This is a genomic window from Brevundimonas sp. PAMC22021, from assembly GCF_019443405.1.
GTDB lineage: Bacteria > Pseudomonadota > Alphaproteobacteria > Caulobacterales > Caulobacteraceae > Brevundimonas.
This window is the reverse complement of record NZ_CP080376.1, coordinates 446,662-471,848: the sequence shown is the minus strand read 5'-3', so window position 1 is coordinate 471,848 and position 25,187 is coordinate 446,662. Positions and strand designations below refer to the sequence as shown.

Here is a 25,187-nt window from a genome sequence, read left to right as displayed (position 1 = left end):
GCATAGCGTCATGCGTCAGACCTGCCCCAGGGTGCGCAGGCGCGCCTTGGGGTGGACCTCGTTCTGGCTCATCACCACGGTCTGACCACGGAAGCGTTCGATGATCGAGCGGACGTAGGGGCGGATCATCGGGCCGGTCAGCAGCACCGCATTCTCGCCTGACATGGCGATCCGTTCAAAGGTGTCGCGGGTCGAGCGGATGAAGTCCTGAAGCCGCGACGGGGCCATGGCCAGTTGCTTGTCCTCGCCCGGCCCCACCAGGGCTTCGGCGAAGGCGGCTTCCCAGTCGGGCGACAGGGTGACGATGGGCAGGGCGCCGTCATGACCCTGGTGCTGCCAGCACAGCTGGCGGGCGAGGCGTCCGCGCACATGCTCGACCAGGGTGGAGACGGAGGTGGTGTGCGGCGCGGCCTCGGCCAGGCCTTCCAGGATCGCCGGCAGGTCGCGGATCGACACGCGCTCGCGCAGCAGGCTTTGCAGCACGCGCTGCAGGGTGGTGACGGTGACCACCGAAGGGATCAACTCCTCGACCAGCTTCTTCTCTTCTGCGCCGACTTCCTTCAGCAGCTTCTGCACCTCGGCGTAGGAGAGCAGGTCGGCCATGTTCTCCTTCAGGATTTCGGTCAGGTGGGTGGTCAGCACCGTTGAGGGATCGACGATGGTGTAGCCGCGGAAGGTGGCCTCTTCGCGCAGGCCTTCCTCGATCCAGGTGGCGGGCAGACCAAAGGCCGGCTCCTTCATGTGCTCGCCCGGAAGTTCGACTTGGCGGCCGGCGGGATCCATGGCCATCAGGCAGCCGAGGCGCACTTCGCCCGCCCCGGACTCCATCTCCTTGATGCGGATGGCGTAGCCCTGGGTCGGCAGGCGCATGTTGTCGAGGATGCGCACCTGCGGCATCACGAAGCCGTACTCCTGCGCCAGCGAACGACGCAGGGCGCGGATCTGATCGGTCAGGCGGCGGCCTTCCAGGTCGTTGATCAGGGCCAGCAGCGAATAGCCGAGTTCGATCTTGACCTCGTCGATCGACAGGGCGGCCGAGATGGGCTCCTCCACATCCTCCTTGGGCTTGGCCTGGGCCGCGGCGATTTCGGCTTCGGTGGGCTGGGGCTTCAGCCGGGCCCGGCCGAGACGCCAGGCCATGAATCCGGAACCGAGCGCCAGCGCCGCGAACGGCAGGATGGGCATGCCCGGGATCAGACCGATCAGGCCGGCGGTGCCCGACACCACGCCCAGCGACACCGGGTTGGTGGCCAGTTGCGACACCAGCGCCTTGTCCGCCGTGCCCTCGACGCCCGCCTTGGACACCAGAAAGCCCGCGGCGATCGAGACGATGATGGCGGGGATTTGCGTGACCAGACCGTCGCCGATGGTCAGCTGGGTATAGGTGTTGGCGGCGTCGGCGATCGGCATGCCGTGCTGCAGCACCCCGATCAGCATCCCGCCGATCACATTGATGAAGGTGATGATCAGGCCTGCGACCGCATCGCCGCGCACGAATTTCGACGCGCCGTCCATGGCCCCGAAGAAGGTCGATTCCTGCTCCAGCTCCTTGCGTCGCAGCTTGGCCGTCGCCTCGTCGATGAGGCCGGCGGACAGGTCGGCGTCGATGGCCATCTGCTTGCCCGGCATGGAGTCCAGGGTGAAGCGGGCCGAAACCTCGGCGATCCGGGTCGAACCCTTGGTGATGACCACGAAGTTCACCACCAGCACGATGGCGAAGATGATCACCCCGATGATGAAGTTGCCGCCCATCATCAGCTCGCCGAAGGCGTTGATGACCTGACCGGCCGCGTCGTGACCTTCCTGACCGTGGGTCAGGATCAGCCGGGTGGACGCAAGGTTCAGCCCCAGCCGGTACAGCGTCGTGACCAGCAGCACGGTCGGGAAGATGGCGAAGTCCAGCGGCCGCTTCATCATCACGGCCGTCATCAGGATCAGCACGCTGGAGACGATGGAGATCGCCAGCAGCAGGTCCAGCAGCATCTTGGGGACCGGCACGATCAGCAGCATGATCACGCCGATCACGCCGACCGCCATCATCACCTCGCCGCGCATCAGCCAGCCGGTGACGTCCTGGCGCGTGGGGCGGGCATAGCCGTCCTTCATCAGGATCGGGGCGTCGGTCACGCGGCGGCGCCCTGTTCGACCGGGGCGTCGTCAGGCCCGGCATGGCCGAGCGCCGCCAGCGCGCGCCGCGTCGCCTCGGCGACCACCGCCTCGCGCTCTTCAGCCGCAAGGCTTTCGGGCGCGTCGTAGTAGACGGCGATCCGCACCGGCAGTTCGGTGGCCGCATAGGCGTAACCGACGTCATTGGTCTGGCCGGTCGGCCCCGTCCCCGTCTTGTGCGCCACGGTCCAGCCGTTCGGCACGCCGGCGCGAATGCGTCCGCGGCCTGTCGGACTGTCGATCAGCCAGTCCCAAAGCGGCCGGTGCGGCGACTGGAAGGTGAAGGGGCGGTAGGTTTCTTCCATCCAGTTCAGGTTCTGAACCGTCTGGTTCGCGGTCGTGGTGTCCTTGACGCCATCAGGGACGTTCAGTTCGGGCTCCAGCCGGTCGATGGAGGTGGTCTCGTCGCCCATGGCGCGATACCAGGCGCGCAGCACGTCCAGGCCGCCGATCTCGCGGACCAGAATGTTGGCGGCGGCGTTGTCCGACAGCTCGACCGTGGCCTGGGCCAGTTCGGAGATGGTCAGGGTCCGGCCGACCGCCCCCTCGGTCGTCGGCGAATGGGGCAGGATGTCCCCGGCCGTGACATCGACGGGGCGATCCAGGGTCTCCTGCTCGCGCGAGACCCGCTCCAGCACGCAGGCGGCCAGGAACAGCTTGAACGTCGAGCAATAGCTGAACCGCTCGTCGCCGCGCCAGGCGACCGCGCGCCGTTCCGACGCCGCCAGGCCGATGCGCCCGCCATGCATGCGCTCCAGATCCGACAGGTCGATCACGGCCGGCGGCTGGGGCGGCTGCACCGCCGATTCCCGCCGCTCGGGCGCGCGACGGCAGGCGCCCAGCCCCAGAAGGACGAGGCCGGTCAGCACGCCCCTGCGGTCGGCGCGGTTGGTCATTCGCCTTAAGCCGCGTAGCCGGCGGCGACGCCGGATTGAGGCGCGGGAATGGGCGTGCCCTCGTCGGCGTATTCGTTCAGCTTGTTGCGCAGCGTGCGGATGGAGATGCCCAGGATGTTGGCCGCATGGGTGCGGTTGCCCAGGCAGTGGCTGAGGGTGTCCAGGATCAGGGTCTTTTCCATCGCCGCCACCGTCTGGCCGACAAAGGAACGGGTGACGGCGTCGGCGGCCTGCGCCGCGCGTCCGGCGGGTCCGGCGTCATAGGTGGAGGCGACAGGCTGCGGCGCGGCCGCCGAGCCCGGGATCGTCTGCAACGGACGGCCGTCCGGCAGGCGGATGGCGTCGGCGTCGATCTCGGGCCCGACCGCCAGCAGCACTGCGCGGTGCATGGCGTTTTCCAGCTCGCGCACATTGCCCGGCCAGCGGTGGGCGACCACGGCGCGGCGGGCGTCTGTCGACAGGGGACGCGGCGCAACGCCATTGGCGGCGGCGTATTTCTTGACGAAATGATCGGCCAGCACAGAGATGTCGCCCGGCCTTTCGCGCAGGGACGGCAGGCGCAGGTTGACCACGTTCAGCCGGTACAGCAGGTCCTCGCGGAACACGCCCTCCGAAACGGCCCGGTTCAGGTCGCGGTTCGATGTGGCGATGATGCGGATGTTGACCGACACGGGCTTGGAGCCGCCCACGCGGTCGATCACCCGCTCCTGGATCGCGCGCAGCAGCTTGGCCTGGAGCCGGGCGTCCATCTCGGTGACTTCGTCCAGCAGCAGGGTGCCGCCGTCCGCTTCCTCGAACTTGCCGATGCGACGCGCCACGGCGCCGGTGAAGGCGCCCTTCTCATGTCCGAACAGTTCGGATTCCAGCAGGTTGTCGGGGATGGCGGCGCAGTTGACGCTGATGAACGGCTTTTCCGCCCGGCGCGAGTTCTGGTGCAGATAGCGGGCCATCACCTCCTTGCCGACGCCGCTTTCGCCGGTGATCAGGATGGAGGCTTCCGAGCGCGCGACCTGGTCGGCCAGGCCGATCACCGCCTTCATCGACGGATCGGCCGAGATCATCGGCTTTTCGTCGTCGGCCACCGCCGACAGCACCGCCGCGATCAGGTCGGCGTCCGGCGGCAGGGGGATGAACTCCTTGGCGCCGGCCTTGATGGCGGCGGCGGCCTCGCGGGCGTCGGCGTCGACGCCAAATGCCACCACCGGCACGGTGATCCGCTCATTCTCGTTGGCCGAGATCAGCGAGGCGATATCCAGGCGATAGTCGACCATCAGCAGGTCGGCCCCCTGCCCGCGCCGCAGTTGCTCGGTCGCCTGATCCGCGCGCTCGACATGGTTGACCTGGGCGCCGTGCGCCATGGCCATCTTCACCGCCGTCGCCAGCTGGCCCGAAAGCCTGCCCACCACCAGAAGCCGCATCGGTCTTCCTCCTTAAGCCTTACCGTCGGTCGCCGTCACTTTGCTGCGCAATGCCTGCGCGGCATCGCTTCAGGCGCCCGTTTCCTCGGTCTTGATGATTTCCGTCATGGTGACGCCCAGGCGGTCGTCGATCACGACGACCTCGCCGCGCGCGACCAGGCGGTTGTTGACGAAGATGTCGATGGCCTCGCCGACCTTGCGGTCCAGCTCCAGCACCGAACCCTTGTTGAGCTTCAGCAGCTGGGCGACCGACATGTGCGACTTGCCCAGCACCGCCGAGATATTGACCGGCACGTCGAACACGGGGGCCAGGTCGGCGGCCGTCTTGTCGCCGGGCGCGTCCGTCGTGGCCAGGGCGGTCGAGTCGCCGAATTCTTCCAGGGCGAAGGTGTCGGACATCAGTAGGCGCTCCGGGCGGAGGAAAGCGGTTCGGCGTGGCCGGCCTCGGCGGCCAGCGCCGCCGTCAGGGCTTCGGTCACGCGGGCAGCGGAGGCTGAGGGGTCATGCTCGGCGCGGCCATCCGCCCATTCCAGTTGAAACGCAGCGGCGGACAGGCCGGGCTCGTCACGGAAGGCGATGACGCCGGTGAAGCCTCCGGACGCGGCAGCGTCGGTGATGGTCTCGCGGGCGGCCTCGTCCAGGCCGGAGGCGCGGATCACCAGGCGCGGCGAGGCGTCGATCTCCTGCGCCAGCATCTCCAGCGCGGCCTTCAGCGGCGCCAGCGGATAGCGATCCAGCGCCGAGCCGGCGATGGCGCGCGCGGCGGCGAGCGCCAGGTCGGCGGACTGCTCGCGGTGCGCCTGGGCCGCCGACTGAAGCGCCGGCATGGCCTGCGCCACGCTCTGCGCCACCGCGTTCAGGGCCATGGCGCGCAGGTTCTCGACCTCGTCCAGCGCCTGATGACGCGCCTCCAGCCGGGCTTGCGCGACCAGGGCGTCGACCTCGGCGGGCAGATAGGTGCGCTTGGCTGGCTTCCAGGCGGACGGGGTGACGACCTCGCCGGAGGCGTCGAACTCGGTGTCGAAGATGAAGGGACGAGGGGTCATGTCAGTAGATCAGCTCGTCGTCCTGGCCCTGGCCGGCCAGCATGATGTCGCCGCGCGCGGCCAGGTCCTTGGCGACCTGCACCATGGCCATCTGGGCGTTGTCGACGTCCTTGAGGCGCACCGGCCCCATCGACTCCATGTCCTCGCGCATGATCTTGGAGGCGCGCTCGCTCATATTGGAGAAGAACATTTCGCGCAGCGATTCCGAGGCGCCCTTCAGCGCCAGGCCCAGCTGGTCCTTTTCAACCGCGCGCAGCAGCGTCTGGACACCGCCGGGGTCCAGCTTGGACAGGTCCTCGAACACGAACATCAAGGCGCGGATGCGCTCGGCGGCGTCGCGGTTGCGCTCTTCCAGCGCGCCGATGAAGCGCGCCTCGGTCTGACGGTCGAAGCTGTTGAAGATGTCGGCCATCATCTCGTGGCTGTCGCGCTTGGAGGTGCGGGCCAGGTTGGACATGAATTCGGTGCGAAGCGTCTGCTCGATCTTGTCGAGGATTTCGCGCTGCACCGGCTCCATGCGCAGCATCCGCTGGACGCATTCCAGCGCGAAGTCTTCGGGCAGGGCTGTCAGCACGCGCGCCGCGTGATCGGAGCGCACCTTGGACAACACCACCGCGACCGTCTGCGGATATTCGTTCTTCAGATAGTTGGCGAGAACGGCCTCGTTCACATTGCCGAGCTTGTCCCACATGGTGCGACCGGCGGGACCGCGAATCTCTTCCATCAGGCCGGCGACGCGGTCTTCCGGCAAGAAGGCGGCCAGCAGCCTTTGCGTCTGCTCATAGGAGCCCATCACCGCGCCCGAGCCAGCCAGGCCGGAGACGAACTCGATCATCAGCGCCTCGACGGCTTCCGCCGTGACGGTGCCGAGCGTGGCCATGGCCTGGGAGATTTCCTTGACCTCCTCGTCGTCCAGCCGCTCCCACAGCTGGGTGTGGTCCTCGCCCAGCGCCAGCAGGATCACGGCGGCCTTCTCCGGCCCCGTCAGCTTGTTGGCGTCCTCGACCGCCGCCTTCTTGGTGACGAGCTTGGCCATCAGCCTTCCGCCACCCAGGTGCGCAGGATGCCGGCGGCGTCATCGGGGTTCGACTGGACGAAGTCGGCGACCTTTTTGACCGAGGAGGCCTTCACCTGTCCCTCGATGCGGGCGATGTCGATGCGCTGCTCCATCTCGGAGGCCGGGCCGGGCAGCTGGACCAGTTGCGGCTGGCCGTCAGGGCCGATCACCGTGGTCTGGACCTGAGTGACCGGGACGCCCTTGGCCCCGACCAGGGCCGGGACGTTCGCGCCGCCCGAGGCCGTCTTCAGCAGCGGCCGCAACACAAAGAAGATCAGCAGGAGCCCGGTGACGAACAGCACCAGCAGCTCCACCGCCCGCATGATGTCGTCCTTGCCGAAGTCGAACATCTTGGAGGCGCCGGACAGGTCGCCCTCGATGCCGCTGTCGCGATTGAAGCGCACGTTGACGACCTCGATCTTGTCGCCGCGCGCTTCGTCGATGCCGACGGCGGCGGCGACCAGCGACTTGATCTGCGCGATCTCTTCGGGCGTGCGCGCGGCGTAGGTGGGCTCGCCCTTGCCGTCGGCGGCGGGCGTCCACTTGCCGTCCACGGCCACGGCCACGGCCAGCTTCTTGACCTCGCCCGGCTCGCGCGTCGTCGTGGTGGTGGTGTTGGATATCTCGTAGTTGGTGGTCTCGGTGTTTTCCGAGTTGGTGGAGCCGATCGGCGTCTGCGCCGGCGCCTCGCCGCCGGGGATGTTGTTGGTCGCGGTGACGCCGCCATCGGCCTGGCCGGTCGTGTCCTGGGACTGCGAGCCGTTGGCGGAGGTCGAGCGCACCACCTGACCGTCCGGGTCGAACTTCTGTTCCTGGGTAGTGGAGCGGCTGTGGTCGATATCGGCCGTGACCTGCACGCGGGCGGCGCCGACACCGACTACGCCTTCGACGATGTCCTTGATGCGGGCCTGCATCTGGGCCTCGGTGTTGCCCTTGGCCTCTTCGGCCGACTTGCCGCCGAAGCCCTGGTCCTCGCTGCCGGCGGCAAGCGTGCGATTGGTCTCGTCGGCCACGGTGACCCGATCGGGCTTCAGGTTCGGCACCGAGGAGGCCACCAGGTTTCGGATCGCCCGCACCTGATCGGCCGACAGGTCGCGCCCGCCCAGGCCCACCAGGACGGCGGCCGTCGGGTCGGCGGCGGCGGTGGAGAACATCTCGCGGCGCGGCATGGTGATGTGCACGCGGGCGGCGGTGATGCCGCGCATCGACATGATGGTGCGCGACAGCTCGCCCTGCAGCGCACGCTGCTCGTTCAGCTGCTGCTGGAACTCGGTCTGGCCTAGGATCGACTGGTTGTCGAAGATTTCGTAGCCGACCGAGCCGGAGGTCACGAGCCCCTTGCCGGCCAGCATCAGCCGCGCCTCGCCCACCTGGTCGCGGTTGACCATGATGGTGGAGCCGTCGCCCTTGGACGAATATTTGATGCCGGACTGATCCAGCGCCGAGGTGATCTCGCCGGCTTCCTTCAGGTCCAGGTTGGAATACAGCAGGGCGTCCGGCGCCTGGCCGACGCGCAGCATCACGGCGACCAGCACGGCCGCGACGCCGGCGGCCACGCCCAGCACCGCGGCCAGGCGGCCGATCCCGAACTTCTGCAACGCCGCCGTGAAGCCGCCCACGCCACCCTCAAAAGACTGGCGGGCCGTTCAAGCGCCCCGCTAGGCAGAAACTGCCGCCCGGGTGGTAAATGGCGCGTTAAGGCTGTTTACCTTTGTGGCGAGGCGGGGTCCTCAAGATGCGGCAATACGGGCGTCGCGCCGGACGGCAGGGACCCATCTGGCGCGCGCAGGAAGGCCAGCACGTCGCGATAGACGACCTCGGCCTGAAGGTCCCGGTTCAGCAGGTGCCATCCATCCGGATACCAGGCGGTGCGCAGGGTCGCCGACGCCGGCAATCGCTCCAGCGCCCGCTTCATCGGACCCGGCTTCACGATCTGGTCGTGTGCGCCGTACATCAGGATGGCCGGCGTGCGGATGTCGCCCAGCCGTCTGGAGGCGGTCTCCATCAGGCCGACCAGGCCATAGATGGCGTCAAAGCGCGTCGCCAGGATGCTGTCGGGATCGCGGCCGTTGCGGATCAGCTCCAGCTCATTGTCGGAGGCGCGGATGCGGCGCGCGATGAAGTCGGGCGCCTCGGCCGCATAGCCGCCGGCCATGCGCGCGGCGACCGACAGCGCCGCGCTGTTCAGCCAGCCTTGCGACGACCAGCCCCAGACGCCGGGCGCCAGCAGCACCACCCGGTCGGCGTCCGGCGGCCGGTCCGAGCCGAAGGCGGCGGTCGCCACCGATCCGCCCATGCTCTCGCCGACGACGGCGACGATAGCGCGAGGGTGCGCGGCGCGCGCGAGCGCCACGGCGGTGCGCAGGTCCTCGGTCATTCGCGCTTCGCCCGCCCAGCGGCCGCGTCCGGGCGCCTGGCCAAAGCCCCGCTGATCGTAGGCCCAGGTCTCGACGCCCTGTTCCGCCCACCACGGGCCGGCGAGGCGGAAGGAGGCGTCGTGATCGTTCATGCCGTGCAGCGCGACGATCACCGCCCACGGTTCGCCCTGCGCCAGCGACCAGCGCAGGAGCGGCAGGCGCGCGCCGTCGTCCATGAGGAGGAAGCGGTCGTCCACGCCTGCGCCCGCGAAGTCCTGCGGCGGCGTCAACGGCGGCTGCACATAGGGCGTCGCGCAGGCGGACAAAGTCAGACACAGGGCGGCGGCCGCAAGGATCGGCGCCTTCCTTTTCCGCTCGTCCCCGCGAAGGCGGGAACCCAACGCTTTGGGCGCAAGGCGGCTGCGGAACGATCCGTGCATCAAACCAGGGCTCCGTGTTCGGCCTCTGCTGGGTCCCCGTCTTCGCGGGGATGAGCGGGAAAAAGGATGCGAGCGATGCGCCCGCGGAGATAGGGCAGCACCTCGGCCTCGAACCAGGGATTGCGCTTCAGCCAGGCGGTGTTGCGCCACGACGGGTGCGGCAGCGGCAGGATGTCGGGACCGTAGTCGCGCCAGGCCCTGACCGTCTCCGTCATGTTCGCCTTCGCCCGCCCGCCCAGCGCCCAGGCCTGCGCATAGCCCCCGACCAGCAGAGTCAGCTCCATCTTGGGCAGGGCGTCCAGCAGACGGGGCCGCCATAGCGTGGCGCAGCGTGGCGGCGGCGGATGGTCGCCGCCCTTTGGGGCCGTGCCCGGATAGCAGAAGGCCTGGGCCGCCACCCCGATGCGCGGATCGCCATAGAAGGTCTCGTAGTCGACGCCCAACCAGTCGCGCAGACGGTCGCCGGACGGATCGGTGAAGGGCCGGCCGCTTTCATGCACCCGCCGCCCGGGCGCCTGGCCACAGATCAGCAGCCGTGTCTCGGGCGACACCATCACCACCGGACGCGGCGCGTGCGGCAGGAACCCGGCGCAGGCGCGGCAGGCGCGGATGTCCGACAGGACCGCCTGCAGATCAGACGAGGTCGGCATCGTCCGGTGCGGCGACCGGACGGCGCGCCTGCGCCTCGGCCGTTTCCTGCTCGGTCGGCAGGCGCAGGCGGATCACGCCCTTGAAGTTCTCGGGGTCCACCGCCTTGCCCTTCTTGGTGATGGTCAGCCGGCCCTGCCGCATCAGGCCCAGCGCGGTGGTGCGCACCTTTGGCATCATCCGCTGCCACTGCTCGGGCTGCAGGTCCTTGGCGACCTCGGAGGGGCAGATGCTCTTGCCCGGCTCGCGCGAGGACAGTTTTTCAAAGATTGCGGTTTCGATCGGGTCGCTCATTCGGCCTATATGCTGCACCGCGAGAGCAAGAAGAAGGCGCGACGGCTCATGGCCCGCAAAATCACCGTTCAGGAAGGCGAGTTCGCCGGCTGGCAGACCTACGACCTCCACGACACCTTCGACGTGGTGGTGGGGCCCTTCTACGGCCGGCCCGATCCGGACGGGCGGATGCGCTGCGCGTTTCGCGCCGAACAGAAGCACATGAACGCCGGCGGGCGCATGCACGGCGGCTGCCTGATGACCTTCGCCGACATCGCCTTGTTCCAGATCGCCTATCAGGAAATGGAAGGGGCCTCGGGGGTGACAGTCCAGCTGGACTCGACCTTTATCGACGGCGCCTACGTCGGCGAGTTGATCGAGGCGACCGGCGAGGTGACCAAGGCGGGCAAGAGCCTGATCTTCGCGCGCGGCCAGATCACCACTGGCGACCGAATGCTGATGAGTTTTTCCGGCGTGATCCGGAAGTTCACCCCGCGCGGCTAGGCGAAGGGCAGGAAGGCCAGCCGCTCCCAGGGCCCGCCGAGGTAGCGCCACAGCAGCAGGCCTTCAGCCCGAAACGACCAGGGGACGAACCGAGCGGCGAGTTGGTCGTGGAGAGCGCCGGCCTCTTTCGGATCGACCTTGTTCTGGACCGTGACATGGGCGCGAAAGCCCTGGCGGTCCTGCGGCGTCAGATGCTCGGCGAAGCGGTTCGCCAATCGGCCACGCAGCGCATCCAGCGGCGGCGCATGCAGGCTGTAGGCGACGCCGCGCCCCAGCTTGCGCAGGCCGGTGACACCGACGGAGAAGCGCACCTGAGCGCCCGCCTCAGCCTTCAGCGCGCCCAGCACCGGATCCAGCCGCTCGCCGGGCAGGTGGTGGAACAGGGTCAGGTGCGCCGGGATGTGGTTCAGGCGCTCTGGGAAGTGGGTGCGGCGAAGGGCGTCGAAGTGTTCGAACGCGGCGGGCTCGAAGGCCAGGGTAAGGATCAGCGGCGCCGCGCCCTGGCTCACGCGCCCGCCTGGGCCGCCGGCCGCGCGCGGCAGGCCTCGAGCCAGCGGGCGAGGTTCTCGAACTCGGCCGGCGGGCGGTAGCGCACCAGACGGGCGAAATCGAGCCCGACCACGGCCACGATGTCGGCAATGGTGAAGCGATCGGCGACCACGAACTCGCGCCCTTCCAGATGCCGGTCCAGCGTCTTCATGAAGCGTTCGGCCGACACGCGGTTGTAGTCGGCGACGTGCGGCGACTGCACCGCCTCCAGCGCCGCCAGCGCCGGGTGGCTGTGGCGCACGTTCAGCATCAGGGGATTGGCCAGGTAGAACTCGCAGCGGCGGGTCCACATCTCGATGATCGCCTGCTCGCGGGCGTCGCGGCCGAACAGGTTGGGCTCGGGGTGGATCGCCTCGATGTAGCGGCAGATGGCGACCGATTCCGAGATGCAGGTTCCGTCGTCCAGCTCCAGCGCCGGCAGGTGCGGCACCCCGACCTTGTCGCGATAGGCGGGCTGCCTGTGCTCGCCAGTCAGAATATCGACCTCGACCAGTTCGACGTCAGTGACGCCCTTCTCCGCCATGACCCAGCGGACGCGGCGCGGATTGGGCGCCCGGTTGGAAGTGTAGAGCTTCATCGACAGGTCTCCCTTGGGCGATCCGGACGCTACTGCCCGAACACGGCGGGCGGCAAGGCGCCGACCACCGCCGCCGTCATCAAGGTCGCCAGGAAGCCGGCGAACAGCGCCTTCCACACCAAACCCAGAACCTCTTCGCGGCGCTCGGGGATCAGAACGGACAGGCCGGTCACGGTGATGCCGACCGAGCCGATATTGGCGAAGCCGCACAGGGCGTAGGTCATCAGCATGCGCGTCCGCTCATTCATCGCCTCGGCCGGGACCTGGCCCAGGTTGATGAAGGCCACGAACTCGGTCAGCGTCAGCTTGACGCCCAAGAGCCAGCCGGCGACGCCCGCCTGTGGCCATTCCACCCCGATCAGCCAGGCGATCGGGGCGAAGACGAAGCCCAGGATGCGCTCGACCGTCAGCGCCTCGCCCCCGACCACGAAGCCGCCGAGCATGACGTTGACCAGGGCCACAAAGGCCACGAACACGATCAGCACCGCCGAGATGTTCAGCACCACCATCAGGCCATCTGCCGTGCCCTTGACGATGGCGTCGATGGCGCTGTCGTACTTCAGCGCCGAGTTGTAGTCGGCCACCGCCCCGCCCATGCCCGGCGTCTCCGGGATGATGATCCGGGCCAGCAGCACCCCCGCCGGGGCCGAGACGATGGAGGCCACCAGCACATGGCCGGCCGCGTTCGGCAGCACCGGCGCCAGGATCGAGGCGTAGGCCACCATGGTCGAGCCGGCCACCGTCGCCAGCCCCACCACCATCATCAGAAAGATCTCCGACCGCGTCAGCTTGTCGAGATAGGCGCGGATGACGATGGGGCTTTCGATCATCCCCAGGAAGATGTTGGCCGCGACCGCCAGCGCCGAGGCGCCGCCCAGGCCCATGGTCTTCTGGAACAGAAAGCCGAACGCCAGCGTCAGCCACTTCAGGATGCGCCAGTGCCACAACAGCGCCGACAGGGCCGAGATCACCAGGATAAGCGGCAGGACGTTGAAGGCGAAGGTGAACAGGGCGCCTTGGTTCTGCACCGGATAGGGCTGATCGCCGCCGGCCAGATAGCCGAACACGAACTGCGTCCCCTCCGCCGTCGCCCTGGCCAGACCGTCCACCGCGCCGGTCACCGCCGCCAGCACGCCCTGCGATCCGGGAATGGCGAACAAAGCCAGGATCAGCGCCGCCTGCACCCCGATCGCGCCCAGCGTCAGCCGCCAGGGAAACGCCTTGCGGTTCTCCGAAATCGCCCAGCAGACCGCGACAATGACGACCAGGCCGAGCAGGCTCTGGAGGTTCAGGAGGTTGAACATGAACGGCAATCCCTCGACCGGCGCTGAGGCGTCGCTTGAAGGGCAATGCAGCCCCCGTGGCAAGGGGTCGCAGAGACTCCGACCCTCGCCTTCCTGCGGCGAGGCTAGAGCCGTCGAGCGACATCCATGCTCTGGTGAAGGATGCGCATGACTTGGACCCGGCCGTCACCGAGGCGGAAGTAGATCATGTGCGATCCGACTGCTTGCTTCAGATAACCAGGCCGAACCTCCACAACCCGCCCTGTCCGTGTTCCATCCGCAAGCTCCAGGCAGACATCACGGAGCCCGTCGATGTAGCGGTCGGCCTGGTCCGCGCTCCAGTGTTCGGCCGTATAGTCCCAGATGGCGTCTAGGTCCGCGACGGCGGCCGGCGTGAAGGCGAGCGACTTCACTGTCAACGCGAGGCGCGCTTGCCGGCCTTGAAGGCGTCGAAGTCGAACGGTTGCGGCTCGCCTGAACGCTCTCCTTCAAGCAGCGCCGCTTGAAGCGCCTGGATCCTGGCCTCATGCTCCTCCAGAAGCCGAAGGCCCGCGCGCACCACATCGCTGGCGGAGCCGTAGCGGCCCGACTGAACCTGACCATCGATGAAGCCGGCGAAATGCTGGCCCAGAGACACGGATGTGTTTCGGCTCATGTGCGGCGCTCCTGATGGAGCCTCATGTACCAAGAACGGGTACATCGCGGAAGCCTCTGGCGACTGACCCTCCGTGCCGTCGGCTGCACCGTCGGTTCACCTCCCCACCGCTGAGCGATGGGGAGGAGAGATGATCCTACAGCTGGCGGCGGACCAGCTTGCCGTAGTGCTCCATCAGCTCCAGCGACAGGGCGCCGGGGGTGAAGGTGTAGTCGCCGACCTCACGCACCGGCGTGACCTCGACCGCCGTGCCGGTCAGGAAGCATTCGCTGAAGGTGGACAGTTCTTCCGGCAGGATGTCGCGCACCTGGACTTCGACGCCCTTCTCGGCGGCGATCTCCAGCACCGTCTGGCGGGTGATGCCGTCCAGGATGAAATCCACGCGCGGGGTGTGGATCACGCCGTCGCGCACGAAAAAGACGTTGGCGCCGGTGGCTTCGGCCACATAGCCGCGCCAGTCCAGCATCAGGGCGTCGGCGAAGCCGCGCTTCTCCGCCGCGTTCTTGGACATGGTGCAGATCATGTAGAGGCCCGCCGCCTTGGCGGTGGTCGGAGCCGTCGCCGGGTCGGGGCGGCGCCACTTGGCCCATTCCAGCCGGATACCCTGCGCCTTCACCGCCGGGTCGAAGTAGCTGGGCCAGTCCCACACGGCGATGGCCAGGTGCGGCTTGTTGTTCAGGGCCGAGACGCTGGTCTGTTCCGGTCCCAGATAGGCGACGGGGCGCACATAGCAGTCCGTCAGGCCCATCTTGGCGCAGGTCGCGTTGCAGGCAGCGTCGATTTCGGCCACGCTGTACGGAATATCGAAGTCGAGCAGGTTGGCGGACCGCTTCAGCCGCTCCGTATGGGGCGTCAGCTTGAAGATTTCGCCGCCGTACATACGCTCGCCCTCGAACACCGACGAGCCGTAGTGCAGGCCATGGGTCAGAATGTGCGTTTTCGCGTCCCGCCAGGGCACGAAATCGCCGTCGAACCAGATCCAGCCGTCACGGTCGTCGAAAGGAACGAAGGCCATTGAAGAACATCTCCCGGAAACCTTCAGGGGTTAGAGCCCCGGGCGCCGCCGAGGTCAACGCCTCATGTGAAGGACCCGCCCGATGAGCATGACCGATTCGCGCCCCTACGGCCGCTCGGGTCCGGTCGCCGGGCCGGGCGTGGGCCGTCACCTGCTGATCGTCGACGACGACGACCGCATCCGCGAACTGCTGAAGGAGTTCCTGGCGCGCGAGGGCTATCGCGTCACGGGCGCGGCGCACGCGGCGGCGGCGCGGCGGCTGATGGAGCTGATCGAGTTCGACCTGGTGGTGCTGGACATCATGATGCCGGGCGAGAGCGGCCTGGACCTGACCAGCTGGGTGCGGGGCAAGGCCGAGCTGTCGCGCACGCCCGTGCTGCTGCTGACCGCGCGTGGCGACGCCAACGACCGGATCGAAGGCCTGTCTCGGGGCGCCGACGACTATATGTCCAAGCCGTTCGAGCCGCGCGAGCTGGCCTTGCGGATCGACGCGATCCTGAGGCGCACCGGCGGCAAGCCGATCGGCCCCAAGGAGGTCAGGCTGGGCGCGGCCACCTTTGACATGGAGCGGCTGGAGCTGACGCGCGACGGCGCGCCGCAGCGGCTGACCGAGGCGGAGGCGCAACTGCTGAAGACCCTGGCCCTGCATGCGCACGCGCCGGTCGAGCGGATGAGCCTGTCGCCGGACACCGCCGACATCACCGGCCGGGCGGTGGACGTTCAGGTTACGCGCCTGCGCCGCAAGCTGGAGGCCGACCCGAAGAACCCGCGCTACCTCCAGACCGTGCGCGGGGTCGGCTACATGCTGGCGCCCGACTGAGATGCGGCTGCGCCGGCGGCTGAACCTGTGGCCGCGCTTTCTGAAGCGGCGGCTGCCGACCTCGCTGTGGGGTCGGTCGCTGCTGATCATCGTGTTGCCGGTGCTGGCGATGCAGATCGCGGTCACCTGGGTCTTCTTCGACGCCCATTGGCAGACGGTGACCGCGCGCCTGTCGGAAGGACTGGCCGGCGATATCGCCTGGGCGGTTCAGTCCTATGAGGACGATCCGACGCCGGCCAACATGGCGGTGATCGCCGACCGGGCCGAGCGCGCCATGCAGTTGTCGGTCGCCTACCAGGAAGACCGGACCCTGCCCACAGAGACGCGGCGCGGGGCCATCGGCGTGGTCGATCGGGTGATGGAGCGGGCGCTGCAAGGCCGGCTGGACCGCCCCTACTGGTTCGACACCACCCGCTACCCCGCCTACATCGACATCCAGGTGCAGGAGCCGGGCGGCGTCCTGCGTTTCATCGCGCCGCGAGAGCGGGCGGTGGCGACACAGGCGCACATCTTCGTGCTGTGGCTGACGGTGGCGACCATCCTGCTGATGGGGGTGGCGATCCTGTTCATCCGCAACCAGGTGCGCTCCATCGAGCGGCTTGCCGATGCGGCCGAGGCGTTCGGACGGGGCGAAAGCGTGCCGCGCTTCAAGCCGCACGGCGCGCGCGAGGTGCGTCAGGCGGCGACCGCATTCCTGGCGATGCGGGACCGCATCCAGCGCCACATCGACCAGCGCACGGCCATGCTGGCCTCGGTCAGCCACGACCTGCGCACGCCGCTGACGCGCCTGCGGCTGGAACTGGCGCTGGCTCCGCCCTTCAAGCGCCAGGACGCCATGCGCGGCGACCTGGACGAGATGGAGCACATGATCGACGAATACCTCGCCTTCGCGCGGGGAGAGGCGGGCGAGGACACACAGGCCGTCGCTCTGGCGGATCTGTTGAACGCCGTGGCCGACGATGCGCGTCGGGCGGGAGCCGAGGTGGAGGTGCAGGTTTCGCCGGGGCTGACCGCGCCGCTGCGCCCGCTGGCGTTCAAACGGGCGCTGACCAATCTGGCCGGCAATGCGGCGGCGCACGGCGAGCATGTGCGGCTGTCGGCGCGCCCTCTGCCTTCCGGCGGGCTCGAGATCGGGGTCGAGGACGATGGGCCGGGCATACCCGAGGCGATGTACGAGGACGCCTTTCGCCCCTTTTCGCGTCTGGACGACAGCCGCAACCAAAACCGCAAGGGCGTGGGCCTGGGCCTGGCCATCGCGCGCGACGTGGCGCGTGGTCATGGCGGAGAGATCACCCTGGGCCGCAGCGACCTGGGCGGGCTGAAGGCCGAGATCCGGCTGCCCGGCTGAGCGAGGACTGGCGAAGAGGCGGTCGAAGGCGCATCTCTTACGCAGACAGGGCTTTGTCGGAGATCCACCATGAGACCCCTCGCCTTTCTTGCGCCGGCCGCCGCCGTGATCGCGCTTGCTACCGTCGCCCACGCCCAGACCCAGGCCCAGACCCAGGCCCAGGCCCAGGCGCCGAACGTCACCACCACCCTTGGCCCCAGGTTGCAGGAACAGATCGAGGATCTGGGCCCGCGCGAGGTGCAGGATCAGGCGGATCGCCTGGCTGAAGAGGTGCGCGAGGCCTTGGCGCGCCGCAACGACCTGAACGCCGCCACGGTCAGCCTGGTGCTGACGGACCTGAAGCCGAACCGGCCCACGTTGCAGCAGCTGTCGGACAAGCCTGGGCTGGATCGCATCCGCAGCATCAGCGTCGGCGGCGCGGCCGTGGAGGGCGAGATCGTCACGGCAGATGGCCGCCGCCTGCCGTTCGCCTATGACCGCTTCAACACCAGCCTGGCCGAGGTCTACGGCTTCACCACCTGGTGGGAGGCCGATCGCGTGTTCGACCGGGTGGCGCGCAAGATCGCCGAGGGCGACCTCTAGCCCAAGCCTAGTTCTGGCCCATTTCACGGTTGCGACGGACGGCGGCGGCCACGACCTCTGTCATCAGGGCCTCGATGCGTCCGCCCTCGGCCATGACGTTCAGACCGGCGCGGGTTGATCCGCCGGGCGAGGCGATGCGGCCGATCAGCTCGGTCAGCGGCTCATCACCGGCGCTTTCGGCGGCCGCCACAAACGTCGCCCGGGCCAGGGTGCGGGCCGTATCCGCATCGAGCCCGGCCGCCTCGCCGCCTCGCGCCAGCGCCTCGGTCATGGCGTAGAAGTAGGCCGCGCCCGAGCCGGCGACGGCGGTCGCGGCGTCCATCGCGGCCTCGTCGGGCAGATCGACGGTGACGGCCATGGGTGCGAAAAGCGCGCGCCCCAGCGCCCGCGCCTCGGCGTCGGCGGCATAGACGGTCGCCACACCGCGCCCGCGCGCGACGCCCGTCGTCGGCATCACCCGCACGATGGGCCAGGGACCTACGCCTTCCGCCAGGGTCGGGGCCGTGACGCCGGCCATCACCGAAAGGATCACGGCCTGTTCGCCCAGATGCGGCAACAGCGGCGCAAGCGCCTCGCGCCACATCGCCGGCTTGACGGCGATCACGACGCAGCGCGCCTCGCGCAGCGTCTCCAGCGGCGGATTGATCGTCGCGCCCCCGTCCCGAGCCACTTCGGCCGCGGGCTTCTCTGACGGCGTCAGCACGACGATGTCCGTGGGCGCCACGGCGTTCGTCAGCAGCCAGCCTTCCAGAATGGCCGAACCCAGCCGACCGCAGCCCAGCAGGACCACCGGGCCGTCCGACATCAGGCGGTGCCCACCGTCTCGAACAGGCAGGCGTCGATCGCCTCCTGCGGCTTCCTTGAGCCCCGGATCATGAAGTCGAAGGCGGGATAGTAGCGGTCCGCCGCCTCCATCGCCGCGTCGATCATCGACGCCGCCTGCGCCAGCGTCGGGCGCTCGCCGTGAGGCACCGACAGGGAGTGGCGGAAGACGATCTCGCCGTCCTCGGCCCAGACCTCGAAATGGCCCATCCAGGTGCGCTGATTGATCATGCCGACCAGTTCATAGGCGGCGGTGCGGCGGCTCTTGGTCGCACGCAGGTCCAGCGCGCAGCACAGCTGCAGGCAGTCGCCCTCCGGCCGCCAGGCGAACCACAGCTCATAGTCCTTCCAGTCGCCGGCCATGGCGAAGGCGAGGTCGCCCTCGTCGGTGCGATCGAACGGCAGGTTCTCGGCCGTCAGCACATATTCGACCACGTCCAGCGGATCGAAGGGAACATCGACCTCTTGCGGCCCGGCGACATCCATGAGGCGAACTCGTCCTTTGGAACGGCGAAGTGATTGGTGAATCACCTCTTAACCGGACGCTAGACGTGTTCGGGGTCGCGGCTCAACCGGCTGCGTCGATAGGGGGAGTTCCGTCTGTGGAGTTTCCCGCCTCGGGCTTGTCGGCCAGCTTGGCGGCGAAGGCGGCGCGCAGCACCACCATTTCGGCGCGCAGTGCGGCGACCTCGCCCTTCAGCGCGTCCAGCTCGTCGCGGCGCACCAGGTCCATGTCGGCGGCGAGGCGGTCGGTCTGGGCGCGCCAGGCGGACTTGGCTTCCTCGCCCGCAGCCTGGGCCAGGCCCATGGCGCCGGTGGTCAGCTTGGCGAACTCGTCCAGAATGGGGTTGCGGGTCTGCATCGGCGTGCTCCGCCCGGCGCGCCGGGCTGGTTGAAGGGTCTGAAGCGGATATAGGCCCTGCTTCGGCCACGGCGAAGGGCCAGGCTCTGGCAAAAGCGTCGCAGCCGCCGCAACAAACCGGCGACGACGATGGCGACGCTTGCTAAACCACGCCGCACCGAAGCGCTCGAGGACCGCCCTTGCCTTTTCCCGAATTCGATCCGGTTCTGATCAGCATCGGCCCCTTTCCGATCCGCTGGTACGCCCTGGCCTATGTGGCGGGCATCGTGCTGGGATGGTGGTACGCCTCGCGCCTGATCAAGGCCGAGCGGTTGTGGACGCCGGCGCGGCCGCCGCTGACCTCGGCGCAGCTGGACGACCTGGTGCTGTGGATCGTGCTGGGCATCATCCTGGGCGGGCGGCTGGGATACGCGCTGTTCTACGATCCGGCCATGTACGGCCAGCTGTTCACCGGCCAGAGCTGGGCCGAGCGGCTGGAGTTGTTCCAGCTGTGGACCGGCGGCATGAGCTTCCACGGCGGCTTCCTGGGCGTCTGCCTGGCCATCGTGCTGTTCGCGCGCGGGCAAAAGGTCGACATGCTGCGGCTGGGCGACATGGTCGCGCCGGTGGTGCCGATCGGCCTGTTCTTTGGCCGCATCGCCAACTTCATCAACGGCGAGCTGTGGGGTCGCGAGACGACGGTTCCCTGGGCGGTCCGCTTCTGCAACGACAGCATCCAGCGGATGTACGGCTTCTGTCCGGCGGGCGATGCGCCACGCCATCCCAGCCAGCTGTACGAGGCGGGGCTCGAGGGCCTGCTGCTGCTGGGCCTGCTGTCGCTGGGCATCTGGAAGATCGGCCTGCTGAAGAAGCCCGGCTACATCACCGGCCTGTTTCTGCTGTTCTACGGCCTGTCGCGGGCGGCGCTGGAGAATGTGCGCCAGCCGGACGTCGGCATGCCCGAGTTCCCGCTGGGGCTGACCATGGGGATGATGCTGTCGATCCCGATGATCCTGGTCGGCGGCTGGCTGGTGTGGCGGGCGTGGAGCCGTCCGCCCGTCCAGGGATGACGCGCGACAGCCTGAAAGCCCGGCTGGCGCGCGAGATCGCCCTGTCCGGGCCGATCACGGTCGCCGACTACGTCACCCGCTGCCTGCACGACCCGGCCGGCGGCTACTATGCGGCGCACCCGGCGCTGGGCGCGGGCGGGGACTTCATCACCGCACCCCTGGTCAGCCAGATGTTTGGCGAACTGATCGGCCTTTGGGCCGCCGAGACCTGGAACCGGCTGGGCGCGCCCGAGCGGGTGCGGCTGGTCGAGGTGGGTCCCGGCGACGGCACGCTGATCGGCGACGCCCTGCGTGCCGCGCGGCTGGCGCCCGGCTTCCTGGAAGCCTGCGACCTCGTCCTGATCGAGCCCAGCGGCCCCTTGCGGGCGCAGCAGGCGCGAGCCCTGGCGGGCGCCGACCTGCAGCCTCGCTGGGTGCGCGGCCTGGACGCCGTCGAGACCGACGCGCCCGTGATCCTGATCGCCAATGAGGTGCTGGACTGCATGCCGGCGCGCCAGTTCGTCCGCACCGAAGGCGGCTGGGCCGAGCGGCGCGTGGGCGTCACCGACGACGGCGGCCTGGTGTTCGGGCTGACCGGCGTGACTGCCGGCTTCGCCAGGCCGGACTTCGACATGGCGCCGGGCGAAGTGCTGGAGATCTCGGATCAGCAGGCGGCCTTTGGGCGCGACCTGGGGGCCCTGATGAGGCAGGCGTCCGGGGCGGCCTTGCTGATCGACTATGGCCGGGCAAGGCCGGAGGCCGGCGACACCCTGCAGGCGCTGCGGCGCCACCACAAGGTTGACCCACTGGAGGTGCCCGGTGAGGCGGACCTGACGCAATGGGCCGATTTCCCGCAGGTGCTGGAGGCGGCGGTCCGCGCCGGGGCCGACGTGACCGGCTGCCTCGGGCAGGGCGAGTTCCTGCGCCGGCTCGGGATCGATGCCCGCGCTGACGCCTTGAAGACGGGACGGCCGGACGCCGCGCCCGTGATCGACCGCCAGCTGAACCGCCTGACCGCCGAGGACCAGATGGGAACCCTGTTCAAGGCCGCCGCGATCTTTTCGCCCCGTTCTCTGGTCGTGCCCGGATGGGACTCATGAGCGCGCCGGAGCCGATCACCCATCCGCTGCTGGACGGCGTGCGCCACGGCTTCTTCACCCGCGCGGGCGGCGCGTCGCAGGGACTTTACGCCGGGCTGAACACGGGTGTCGGCTCGCATGACGACCCTGCCGCTGTGGCCGAGAACCGCCGCCGGATCGCCGTGGCGCTGGGCGGATCGGCCGCCGATCTCGCCAACTGCTACCAGATCCACTCGGCGGTGACGCGTGTGGCCGAGGGACCGTGGAACGGCGAACGGCCCGAAGGCGATGCGGTGGTGACGGCGACGCCCGGCGTGATCTGCGCGGTCCTGACGGCCGACTGCGCCCCGGTGTTGCTGGCTGATCGCGAGGCGGGCGTCGTCGGCGCCGCCCACGCCGGCTGGAAAGGCGCGCTCGGCGGCGTGATCCATTCGGCGGTTGCAGCCATGGAAGCGCTGGGCGCGCGAGCCGACCGCGTCACGGCCGTCGTCGGTCCTTGCATCGCTCAGAACAGCTATGAGGTCGGGGCCGACTTCCAGGACCGCTTCGCCCACCACGATCCCGGAAGCGAGCGCTTCTTTCGCCCCGGCTCTGCGCCCGACAAGCGCCGGTTCGACCTGCCGGCGTTCGTGCTGTGGCGGCTGGAGCAGGCAGGCGTGAGTCAGACCGCCTGGACCGGCGACGACACCTGCGTGGACGAGAACCGCTTCTTCTCCAACCGCCGCGCGCACCTGCGGGGCGAGCCGGACTTCGGCAGGTTGATGAGCGCGATCAGGCTGTAGACAGGCAGGCTCAGCCCGCGCGCGCCAGCTCCGGCACCCGCACCGTCTCGCGCCAGGCGTGCGGCTGGGCCAGCAGGGCGCGCACCAGCTTGTTGTTCACCGCGTGGCCGGCCTTGTAGCCGTCGTAGCGGCCGAGCAGCGGCGCGCCCAGCACATAGAGGTCGCCGATCGCGTCCAGCGCCTTGTGCCGCACGAACTCGCGCTCCATCCGCAGGCCGCCGGGGTTCAGGATCTGGTCGCCGTCGATCACGACCGCATTCTCCAGCGAACCGCCGCGCGCCAGGCCGGCCTGGCGCAGCGCCTCGACCTCATGGGCGAAGCCAAAGGTGCGGGCCGACATGATGTCGGTGCGGAAGGTCGCCTCGTCCACCACGAAGTCGATCACCTGATTGCCGATGACCGGCGTGGGGAAGTCGATCTCGAACCGCATCTCATAGCGGTCGCAGGGCGTCAGGGCCGCATGCTTGTCGCCCTCGGTCACATGCACCGGCTCGAGGATCTCGATAAAGCGCACCGGCGTCGGCTGGCGGCGGAAGCCCGCCCGGTCCAGCAACTGCACGAATCCCAGGGCCGAGCCGTCCAGGATCGGCAGCTCGGGCCCGTCCACCTCGACCACCACATTGGCGATGCCAAGCGCCGCAAAGGCCGCCATCAGGTGCTCGATGGTCGACAGGCGAACGCCCGCCGCATTCTCGATCATGGTGTTCAGCCGGGCATCGACCACAGCCTCGCCCGACACCCGGATGCGGTTGTCGCGGTCGGTCACGTCCGTGCGCACAAAGACGATGCCCGCGCCCGCCGGCGCCGGGCGCACGACCAGCCGCACCCGGCGGCCAGTATGCACGCCCACGCCGGCGCAGATGGCCGGCGCCAGAACGGTGCGTTGGTGAGGGTCGTGGCTGACCGACAAGGCTGAACTCGCTTCTTCGCATGGGCGCCGATTGAACCGCTCGCGGTTCGCGCCTCATGAGTCCTCTAGGGCGAGCGCGGCAATGCCGAAAGCAAAGTCCGGTTTCCGATTGTTTCGTAACGGCACAGCGACGGAAACGTAAAACGCCCCGGAGCGAACTCCGGGGCGTTTCAGGTCAGGCCTGGCCTCGATCAGTTGGCGAGGCGGCGTAGAAAGGAAGGGATTTCGAGATCGTCATCGCCGGAAGAGGCCTGCGGCTCGGCGACGGGAGCCGCCTGGGTCGATTGGCGCATCTGCGGCTGCGGACGCGGGCTGTAGGCGGCTTGCGGCTGCGGACGCTTGCCCCGGCCGAACAGGCTCCAGCCGCTGCGGCGGTGATCCCGGTCGTAGTCGTCGTCTTCCGCCACCGGCTCAGGGCGAGCGACGGGGGCTTCGCGGCGCGGCTCGGCGCGGACCTGCTGCGTCGGCTGGGCGCTCGGCGCGGGCGTCCGGTGGGTTTCATACTCCTCGACCCAAGGATCGACGATCGGATCGAGGCTGCGCATTTCCGGCGCGGCGTGGATCACCGGCTCGGGCCGGGCTTCGATGCGAGGCTCGAGGCGCGCCTCGACCTGGCGGGAAGGCTCGGGCGCGCGGGCCGCGGGCGCGGACTGGAAGGTCGGCTGAACCGGCGCCGGCTCGATGCGCGGCTCGGGCGCACGCGGGGCCTCTGTGCGGACCGGTTCGCGATACGGCGCGCGGCTGGGCTCGGGCGCGCGGGCGGATGCGCCGTACAGGCCGCCGGCCGAGCGACGGGCGTCATGGTTGGCCAGCGGCGAAGCAACCTCAGGCGCCGAGCGGCCCGCCACGCTGGCCCCCTGGCCGCCGCCGGGTCCGCCCTGGGCGCGGGCCAGCGATTCCTCGTCCATGCCGGTGGCCACGACGGAGACGCGGATCTTGCCGTCCAGCGCCGGATCGAAGGCCGCGCCGAAGATGATGTTGGCGTCGCCATCCACCTCGGCCGAGATGGCGTTGGCGGCTTCGTCGACTTCCAGCAGGGTCATGTCCAGGCCGCCGGTGATGTTCACCAGCACCGCCTTGGCGCCCTTCAGCGAGGTCTCGTCCAGCAGCGGGTTGGCGATCGCGTTCTGGGCCGCCAGCAGGGCGCGGTCGTCGCCCGTGGCCTCGCCCGTGCCCATCATCGCCTTGCCCATCTCGGACATGACGGCGCGCACGTCGGCGAAGTCGAGGTTGATCAGGCCCGGCAGGATCATCAGGTCGGTGATCGAGCGCACGCCCGAATGCAGTACCTGGTCGGCCATGCCGAAGGCGTCGGCGAAGGTGGTGCGCTCGTTGGCGACGCGGAACAGGTTCTGGTTCGGAATGACGATCAGGGTGTCGACGTAGCGTTGCAGCTCGGCGATGCCCGAGTCCGCCAGGCGCATGCGGTGACGCCCTTCGAAGGTGAAGGGCTTGGTCACCACGCCCACGGTCAGGATGCCGCGATCGCGCGCGCATTTGGCGATGATGGGGGCCGCGCCCGTGCCGGTGCCGCCGCCCATGCCGGCGGTGATGAACACCATGTGCGCGCCTTCCAGGTGCGCGTGGATCTCGTCGGCGCTTTCCTCGGCGGCGTTCATGCCGACCTCGGGGTGTGCGCCGGCGCCCAACCCTTGCGTGATCGTCTCACCCAGCTGGATACGGCGGTCGGTCTTGGCGAAGCTGAGGTGCTGGGCGTCGGTGTTGGCGACGACGAACTCGACGCCCTCAAGCCCGGCGTCGATCATGTTGTTCACGGCGTTGCCGCCCGCCCCGCCCACGCCGAACACGACGATGCGCGGCTTCAATTCCGTGTTCTGCGGCTTAACCAACGAGAGCGACATGACTTTACCGACCTTCCGACCTGCCCTGTGACGCCGATGCGAGCCCGCCGATTCGCATCGTTACGCGTCCGTTAATGAATCAACGCGCGGGGTAAAGGAAGGGTTAACTGCAGCAAGCTGCGACGCGCTGAATTCAGAGCCGGTCTGGACGCACGCGCCAAAGCAAAAAGGGGCGGCCTTTGAGGCCGCCCCTTCTCGCGAGATTGAC

Annotated in this window: 28 protein-coding genes; 7 read left to right on the top strand and 21 right to left on the bottom strand. The window is 68.9% G+C overall.

Features of this window, described 5'->3' with window-relative positions:
* Window positions 1-15: 15 nt before the first annotated feature.
* The 10 genes from flhA to KY493_RS02125 all read right to left on the bottom strand — a co-directional run bounded on the left by flhA (window position 16) and on the right by KY493_RS02125 (window position 10,322).
* Window positions 16-2,106 (bottom strand): flagellar biosynthesis protein FlhA, encoded by a 2,091-nt coding sequence (flhA, locus tag KY493_RS02170; protein WP_219898272.1) that lies wholly within the window; start codon window positions 2,104-2,106, stop codon window positions 16-18.
* Window positions 2,107-2,123: 17 nt separating this feature from the next.
* Window positions 2,124-3,062 (bottom strand): class A beta-lactamase, encoded by a 939-nt coding sequence (bla, locus tag KY493_RS02165; RefSeq protein WP_219897368.1) that lies wholly within the window; start codon window positions 3,060-3,062, stop codon window positions 2,124-2,126.
* 5 nt (window positions 3,063-3,067) lie between these two features.
* On the bottom strand, window positions 3,068-4,480 hold the full coding sequence (locus tag KY493_RS02160; protein ID WP_219897367.1) for a sigma-54-dependent Fis family transcriptional regulator: 1,413 nt from the start codon (window positions 4,478-4,480) through the stop codon (window positions 3,068-3,070).
* 69 nt (window positions 4,481-4,549) lie between these two features.
* The gene (gene fliN, locus KY493_RS02155) at window positions 4,550-4,879 is read right to left on the bottom strand and encodes a flagellar motor switch protein FliN (RefSeq protein WP_219897366.1); all 330 of its coding nucleotides are present in this window, start codon (window positions 4,877-4,879) and stop codon (window positions 4,550-4,552) included.
* Window positions 4,879-5,526 carry a flagellar assembly protein FlbE gene (locus KY493_RS02150; RefSeq protein WP_219897365.1) on the bottom strand — a complete coding sequence of 216 codons (648 nt, stop codon included), beginning with the start codon at window positions 5,524-5,526 and terminating at the stop codon, window positions 4,879-4,881. The genes fliN and KY493_RS02150 overlap by 1 nt, the downstream gene beginning before the upstream one ends.
* 1 nt (window position 5,527) lies before the next feature.
* On the bottom strand, window positions 5,528-6,562 hold the full coding sequence (fliG, locus tag KY493_RS02145; RefSeq protein WP_219897364.1) for a flagellar motor switch protein FliG: 1,035 nt from the start codon (window positions 6,560-6,562) through the stop codon (window positions 5,528-5,530).
* Window positions 6,562-8,202: a flagellar basal-body MS-ring/collar protein FliF gene (fliF, locus tag KY493_RS02140; RefSeq protein ID WP_219897363.1), complete on the bottom strand. Its 1,641-nt coding sequence runs from the start codon at window positions 8,200-8,202 to the stop codon at window positions 6,562-6,564. Before fliF ends, fliG begins: the two co-directional genes overlap by 1 nt.
* Window positions 8,203-8,288: 86 nt before the next feature.
* Window positions 8,289-9,380, bottom strand: a complete 1,092-nt coding sequence (locus KY493_RS02135) for an alpha/beta fold hydrolase (RefSeq protein ID WP_219897362.1) — start codon at window positions 9,378-9,380, stop codon at window positions 8,289-8,291.
* Complete coding sequence (locus KY493_RS02130) at window positions 9,380-10,030, bottom strand: uracil-DNA glycosylase family protein (protein ID WP_219897361.1); 651 nt, start codon at window positions 10,028-10,030, stop codon at window positions 9,380-9,382. Before KY493_RS02130 ends, KY493_RS02135 begins: the two co-directional genes overlap by 1 nt.
* On the bottom strand, window positions 10,014-10,322 hold the full coding sequence (locus KY493_RS02125; RefSeq protein WP_219897360.1) for a DUF3253 domain-containing protein: 309 nt from the start codon (window positions 10,320-10,322) through the stop codon (window positions 10,014-10,016). Before KY493_RS02125 ends, KY493_RS02130 begins: the two co-directional genes overlap by 17 nt.
* A 48-nt stretch (window positions 10,323-10,370) precedes the next feature.
* Between KY493_RS02125 and KY493_RS02120 the strand changes: the two genes are divergently transcribed.
* Window positions 10,371-10,805, top strand: coding sequence for a PaaI family thioesterase (locus KY493_RS02120; RefSeq protein ID WP_219897359.1), 435 nt, complete (start codon window positions 10,371-10,373; stop codon window positions 10,803-10,805).
* On the opposite strand, the gene KY493_RS02115 is transcribed toward KY493_RS02120, so the two are convergent.
* From KY493_RS02115 to KY493_RS02090, 6 genes are all read right to left on the bottom strand, one after another.
* Entirely contained in the window at window positions 10,802-11,314 is a 513-nt protein-coding gene (locus KY493_RS02115) for a 2'-5' RNA ligase family protein (protein WP_219897358.1), read from the bottom strand. The genes KY493_RS02120 and KY493_RS02115 overlap by 4 nt on opposite strands.
* Window positions 11,311-11,931 carry a glutathione S-transferase family protein gene (locus KY493_RS02110; RefSeq protein ID WP_219897357.1) on the bottom strand — a complete coding sequence of 207 codons (621 nt, stop codon included), beginning with the start codon at window positions 11,929-11,931 and terminating at the stop codon, window positions 11,311-11,313. Before KY493_RS02110 ends, KY493_RS02115 begins: the two co-directional genes overlap by 4 nt.
* 29 nt (window positions 11,932-11,960) lie before the next feature.
* Window positions 11,961-13,235, bottom strand: a complete 1,275-nt coding sequence (locus KY493_RS02105) for a NupC/NupG family nucleoside CNT transporter (protein ID WP_219897356.1) — start codon at window positions 13,233-13,235, stop codon at window positions 11,961-11,963.
* Window positions 13,236-13,339: 104 nt separating this feature from the next.
* The gene (locus KY493_RS02100) at window positions 13,340-13,627 is read right to left on the bottom strand and encodes a type II toxin-antitoxin system RelE/ParE family toxin (RefSeq protein WP_219897355.1); all 288 of its coding nucleotides are present in this window, start codon (window positions 13,625-13,627) and stop codon (window positions 13,340-13,342) included.
* Between the two features lie 2 nt (window positions 13,628-13,629).
* Window positions 13,630-13,869, bottom strand: coding sequence for a type II toxin-antitoxin system ParD family antitoxin (locus tag KY493_RS02095; RefSeq protein WP_219897354.1), 240 nt, complete (start codon window positions 13,867-13,869; stop codon window positions 13,630-13,632).
* Between the two features lie 136 nt (window positions 13,870-14,005).
* Window positions 14,006-14,884: a branched-chain amino acid aminotransferase gene (locus KY493_RS02090; protein WP_219897353.1), complete on the bottom strand. Its 879-nt coding sequence runs from the start codon at window positions 14,882-14,884 to the stop codon at window positions 14,006-14,008.
* 82 nt (window positions 14,885-14,966) lie between these two features.
* On the opposite strand from KY493_RS02090, the gene KY493_RS02085 reads away from it, so the two are divergent.
* The 3 genes from KY493_RS02085 (at window position 14,967) to KY493_RS02075 (ending at window position 17,634) form a co-directional block, all read left to right on the top strand.
* Complete coding sequence (locus KY493_RS02085; RefSeq protein WP_219897352.1) at window positions 14,967-15,704, top strand: response regulator; 738 nt, start codon at window positions 14,967-14,969, stop codon at window positions 15,702-15,704.
* 1 nt (window position 15,705) lies between these two features.
* Window positions 15,706-17,052, top strand: a complete 1,347-nt coding sequence (locus KY493_RS02080; protein WP_219897351.1) for an ATP-binding protein — start codon at window positions 15,706-15,708, stop codon at window positions 17,050-17,052.
* A 69-nt stretch (window positions 17,053-17,121) separates the two neighbouring features.
* Window positions 17,122-17,634 (top strand): hypothetical protein, encoded by a 513-nt coding sequence (locus tag KY493_RS02075; RefSeq protein ID WP_219897350.1) that lies wholly within the window; start codon window positions 17,122-17,124, stop codon window positions 17,632-17,634.
* A 7-nt stretch (window positions 17,635-17,641) separates the two neighbouring features.
* Here KY493_RS02075 and KY493_RS02070 read toward each other — a convergent pair whose 3' ends face one another.
* The 3 genes from KY493_RS02070 to KY493_RS02060 all read right to left on the bottom strand — a co-directional run bounded on the left by KY493_RS02070 (window position 17,642) and on the right by KY493_RS02060 (window position 19,318).
* Window positions 17,642-18,439 carry a pyrroline-5-carboxylate reductase gene (locus tag KY493_RS02070; RefSeq protein ID WP_219897349.1) on the bottom strand — a complete coding sequence of 266 codons (798 nt, stop codon included), beginning with the start codon at window positions 18,437-18,439 and terminating at the stop codon, window positions 17,642-17,644.
* Complete coding sequence (locus tag KY493_RS02065) at window positions 18,439-18,942, bottom strand: YbjN domain-containing protein (RefSeq protein ID WP_219897348.1); 504 nt, start codon at window positions 18,940-18,942, stop codon at window positions 18,439-18,441. The genes KY493_RS02070 and KY493_RS02065 overlap by 1 nt, the downstream gene beginning before the upstream one ends.
* Window positions 18,943-19,024: 82 nt before the next feature.
* Window positions 19,025-19,318, bottom strand: a complete 294-nt coding sequence (locus KY493_RS02060; protein WP_219897347.1) for an accessory factor UbiK family protein — start codon at window positions 19,316-19,318, stop codon at window positions 19,025-19,027.
* Window positions 19,319-19,497: 179 nt separating this feature from the next.
* Here KY493_RS02060 and lgt point away from each other — a divergent pair, with 179 nt between their 5' ends.
* The 3 genes from lgt to pgeF are packed head-to-tail and all read left to right on the top strand — an operon-like array spanning window position 19,498 to window position 22,207.
* Window positions 19,498-20,367, top strand: a complete 870-nt coding sequence (lgt, locus tag KY493_RS02055; protein WP_219897346.1) for a prolipoprotein diacylglyceryl transferase — start codon at window positions 19,498-19,500, stop codon at window positions 20,365-20,367.
* Window positions 20,364-21,446 carry a class I SAM-dependent methyltransferase gene (locus tag KY493_RS02050; RefSeq protein ID WP_219897345.1) on the top strand — a complete coding sequence of 361 codons (1,083 nt, stop codon included), beginning with the start codon at window positions 20,364-20,366 and terminating at the stop codon, window positions 21,444-21,446. The genes lgt and KY493_RS02050 overlap by 4 nt, the downstream gene beginning before the upstream one ends.
* Complete coding sequence (gene pgeF / locus KY493_RS02045; protein ID WP_219897344.1) at window positions 21,443-22,207, top strand: peptidoglycan editing factor PgeF; 765 nt, start codon at window positions 21,443-21,445, stop codon at window positions 22,205-22,207. Before KY493_RS02050 ends, pgeF begins: the two co-directional genes overlap by 4 nt.
* A 10-nt stretch (window positions 22,208-22,217) precedes the next feature.
* On the opposite strand, the gene lpxC is transcribed toward pgeF, so the two are convergent.
* Both lpxC and ftsZ read right to left on the bottom strand, forming a co-directional pair.
* A complete protein-coding gene (gene lpxC / locus KY493_RS02040; protein WP_219897343.1) occupies window positions 22,218-23,117 on the bottom strand; it encodes a UDP-3-O-acyl-N-acetylglucosamine deacetylase in 900 nt (299 codons plus the stop codon).
* Window positions 23,118-23,308: 191 nt separating this feature from the next.
* Window positions 23,309-24,979, bottom strand: coding sequence for a cell division protein FtsZ (gene ftsZ / locus KY493_RS02035; RefSeq protein ID WP_219897342.1), 1,671 nt, complete (start codon window positions 24,977-24,979; stop codon window positions 23,309-23,311).
* Between the last annotated feature and the right edge of the window lie 208 nt (window positions 24,980-25,187).

Coding starts and splice junctions, on each gene's coding strand:
- flhA (WP_219898272.1), bottom strand. CDS start 2,106: ATGAAGGACGGCTATGCCCGCCCCACGCGCCAGGACGTCACCGGCTGG.
- bla (WP_219897368.1), bottom strand. CDS start 3,062: ATGACCAACCGCGCCGACCGCAGGGGCGTGCTGACCGGCCTCGTCCTT.
- KY493_RS02160 (WP_219897367.1), bottom strand. CDS start 4,480: ATGCGGCTTCTGGTGGTGGGCAGGCTTTCGGGCCAGCTGGCGACGGCG.
- fliN (WP_219897366.1), bottom strand. CDS start 4,879: ATGTCCGACACCTTCGCCCTGGAAGAATTCGGCGACTCGACCGCCCTG.
- KY493_RS02150 (WP_219897365.1), bottom strand. CDS start 5,526: ATGACCCCTCGTCCCTTCATCTTCGACACCGAGTTCGACGCCTCCGGC.
- fliG (WP_219897364.1), bottom strand. CDS start 6,562: ATGGCCAAGCTCGTCACCAAGAAGGCGGCGGTCGAGGACGCCAACAAG.
- KY493_RS02135 (WP_219897362.1), bottom strand. CDS start 9,380: ATGCACGGATCGTTCCGCAGCCGCCTTGCGCCCAAAGCGTTGGGTTCC.
- KY493_RS02130 (WP_219897361.1), bottom strand. CDS start 10,030: ATGCCGACCTCGTCTGATCTGCAGGCGGTCCTGTCGGACATCCGCGCC.
- KY493_RS02125 (WP_219897360.1), bottom strand. CDS start 10,322: ATGAGCGACCCGATCGAAACCGCAATCTTTGAAAAACTGTCCTCGCGC.
- KY493_RS02120 (WP_219897359.1), top strand. CDS start 10,371: ATGGCCCGCAAAATCACCGTTCAGGAAGGCGAGTTCGCCGGCTGGCAG.
- KY493_RS02110 (WP_219897357.1), bottom strand. CDS start 11,931: ATGAAGCTCTACACTTCCAACCGGGCGCCCAATCCGCGCCGCGTCCGC.
- KY493_RS02105 (WP_219897356.1), bottom strand. CDS start 13,235: ATGTTCAACCTCCTGAACCTCCAGAGCCTGCTCGGCCTGGTCGTCATT.
- KY493_RS02095 (WP_219897354.1), bottom strand. CDS start 13,869: ATGAGCCGAAACACATCCGTGTCTCTGGGCCAGCATTTCGCCGGCTTC.
- KY493_RS02090 (WP_219897353.1), bottom strand. CDS start 14,884: ATGGCCTTCGTTCCTTTCGACGACCGTGACGGCTGGATCTGGTTCGAC.
- KY493_RS02085 (WP_219897352.1), top strand. CDS start 14,967: ATGAGCATGACCGATTCGCGCCCCTACGGCCGCTCGGGTCCGGTCGCC.
- KY493_RS02080 (WP_219897351.1), top strand. CDS start 15,706: ATGCGGCTGCGCCGGCGGCTGAACCTGTGGCCGCGCTTTCTGAAGCGG.
- KY493_RS02075 (WP_219897350.1), top strand. CDS start 17,122: ATGAGACCCCTCGCCTTTCTTGCGCCGGCCGCCGCCGTGATCGCGCTT.
- KY493_RS02070 (WP_219897349.1), bottom strand. CDS start 18,439: ATGTCGGACGGCCCGGTGGTCCTGCTGGGCTGCGGTCGGCTGGGTTCG.
- KY493_RS02065 (WP_219897348.1), bottom strand. CDS start 18,942: ATGGATGTCGCCGGGCCGCAAGAGGTCGATGTTCCCTTCGATCCGCTG.
- KY493_RS02060 (WP_219897347.1), bottom strand. CDS start 19,318: ATGCAGACCCGCAACCCCATTCTGGACGAGTTCGCCAAGCTGACCACC.
- KY493_RS02050 (WP_219897345.1), top strand. CDS start 20,364: ATGACGCGCGACAGCCTGAAAGCCCGGCTGGCGCGCGAGATCGCCCTG.
- pgeF (WP_219897344.1), top strand. CDS start 21,443: ATGAGCGCGCCGGAGCCGATCACCCATCCGCTGCTGGACGGCGTGCGC.
- ftsZ (WP_219897342.1), bottom strand. CDS start 24,979: ATGTCGCTCTCGTTGGTTAAGCCGCAGAACACGGAATTGAAGCCGCGC.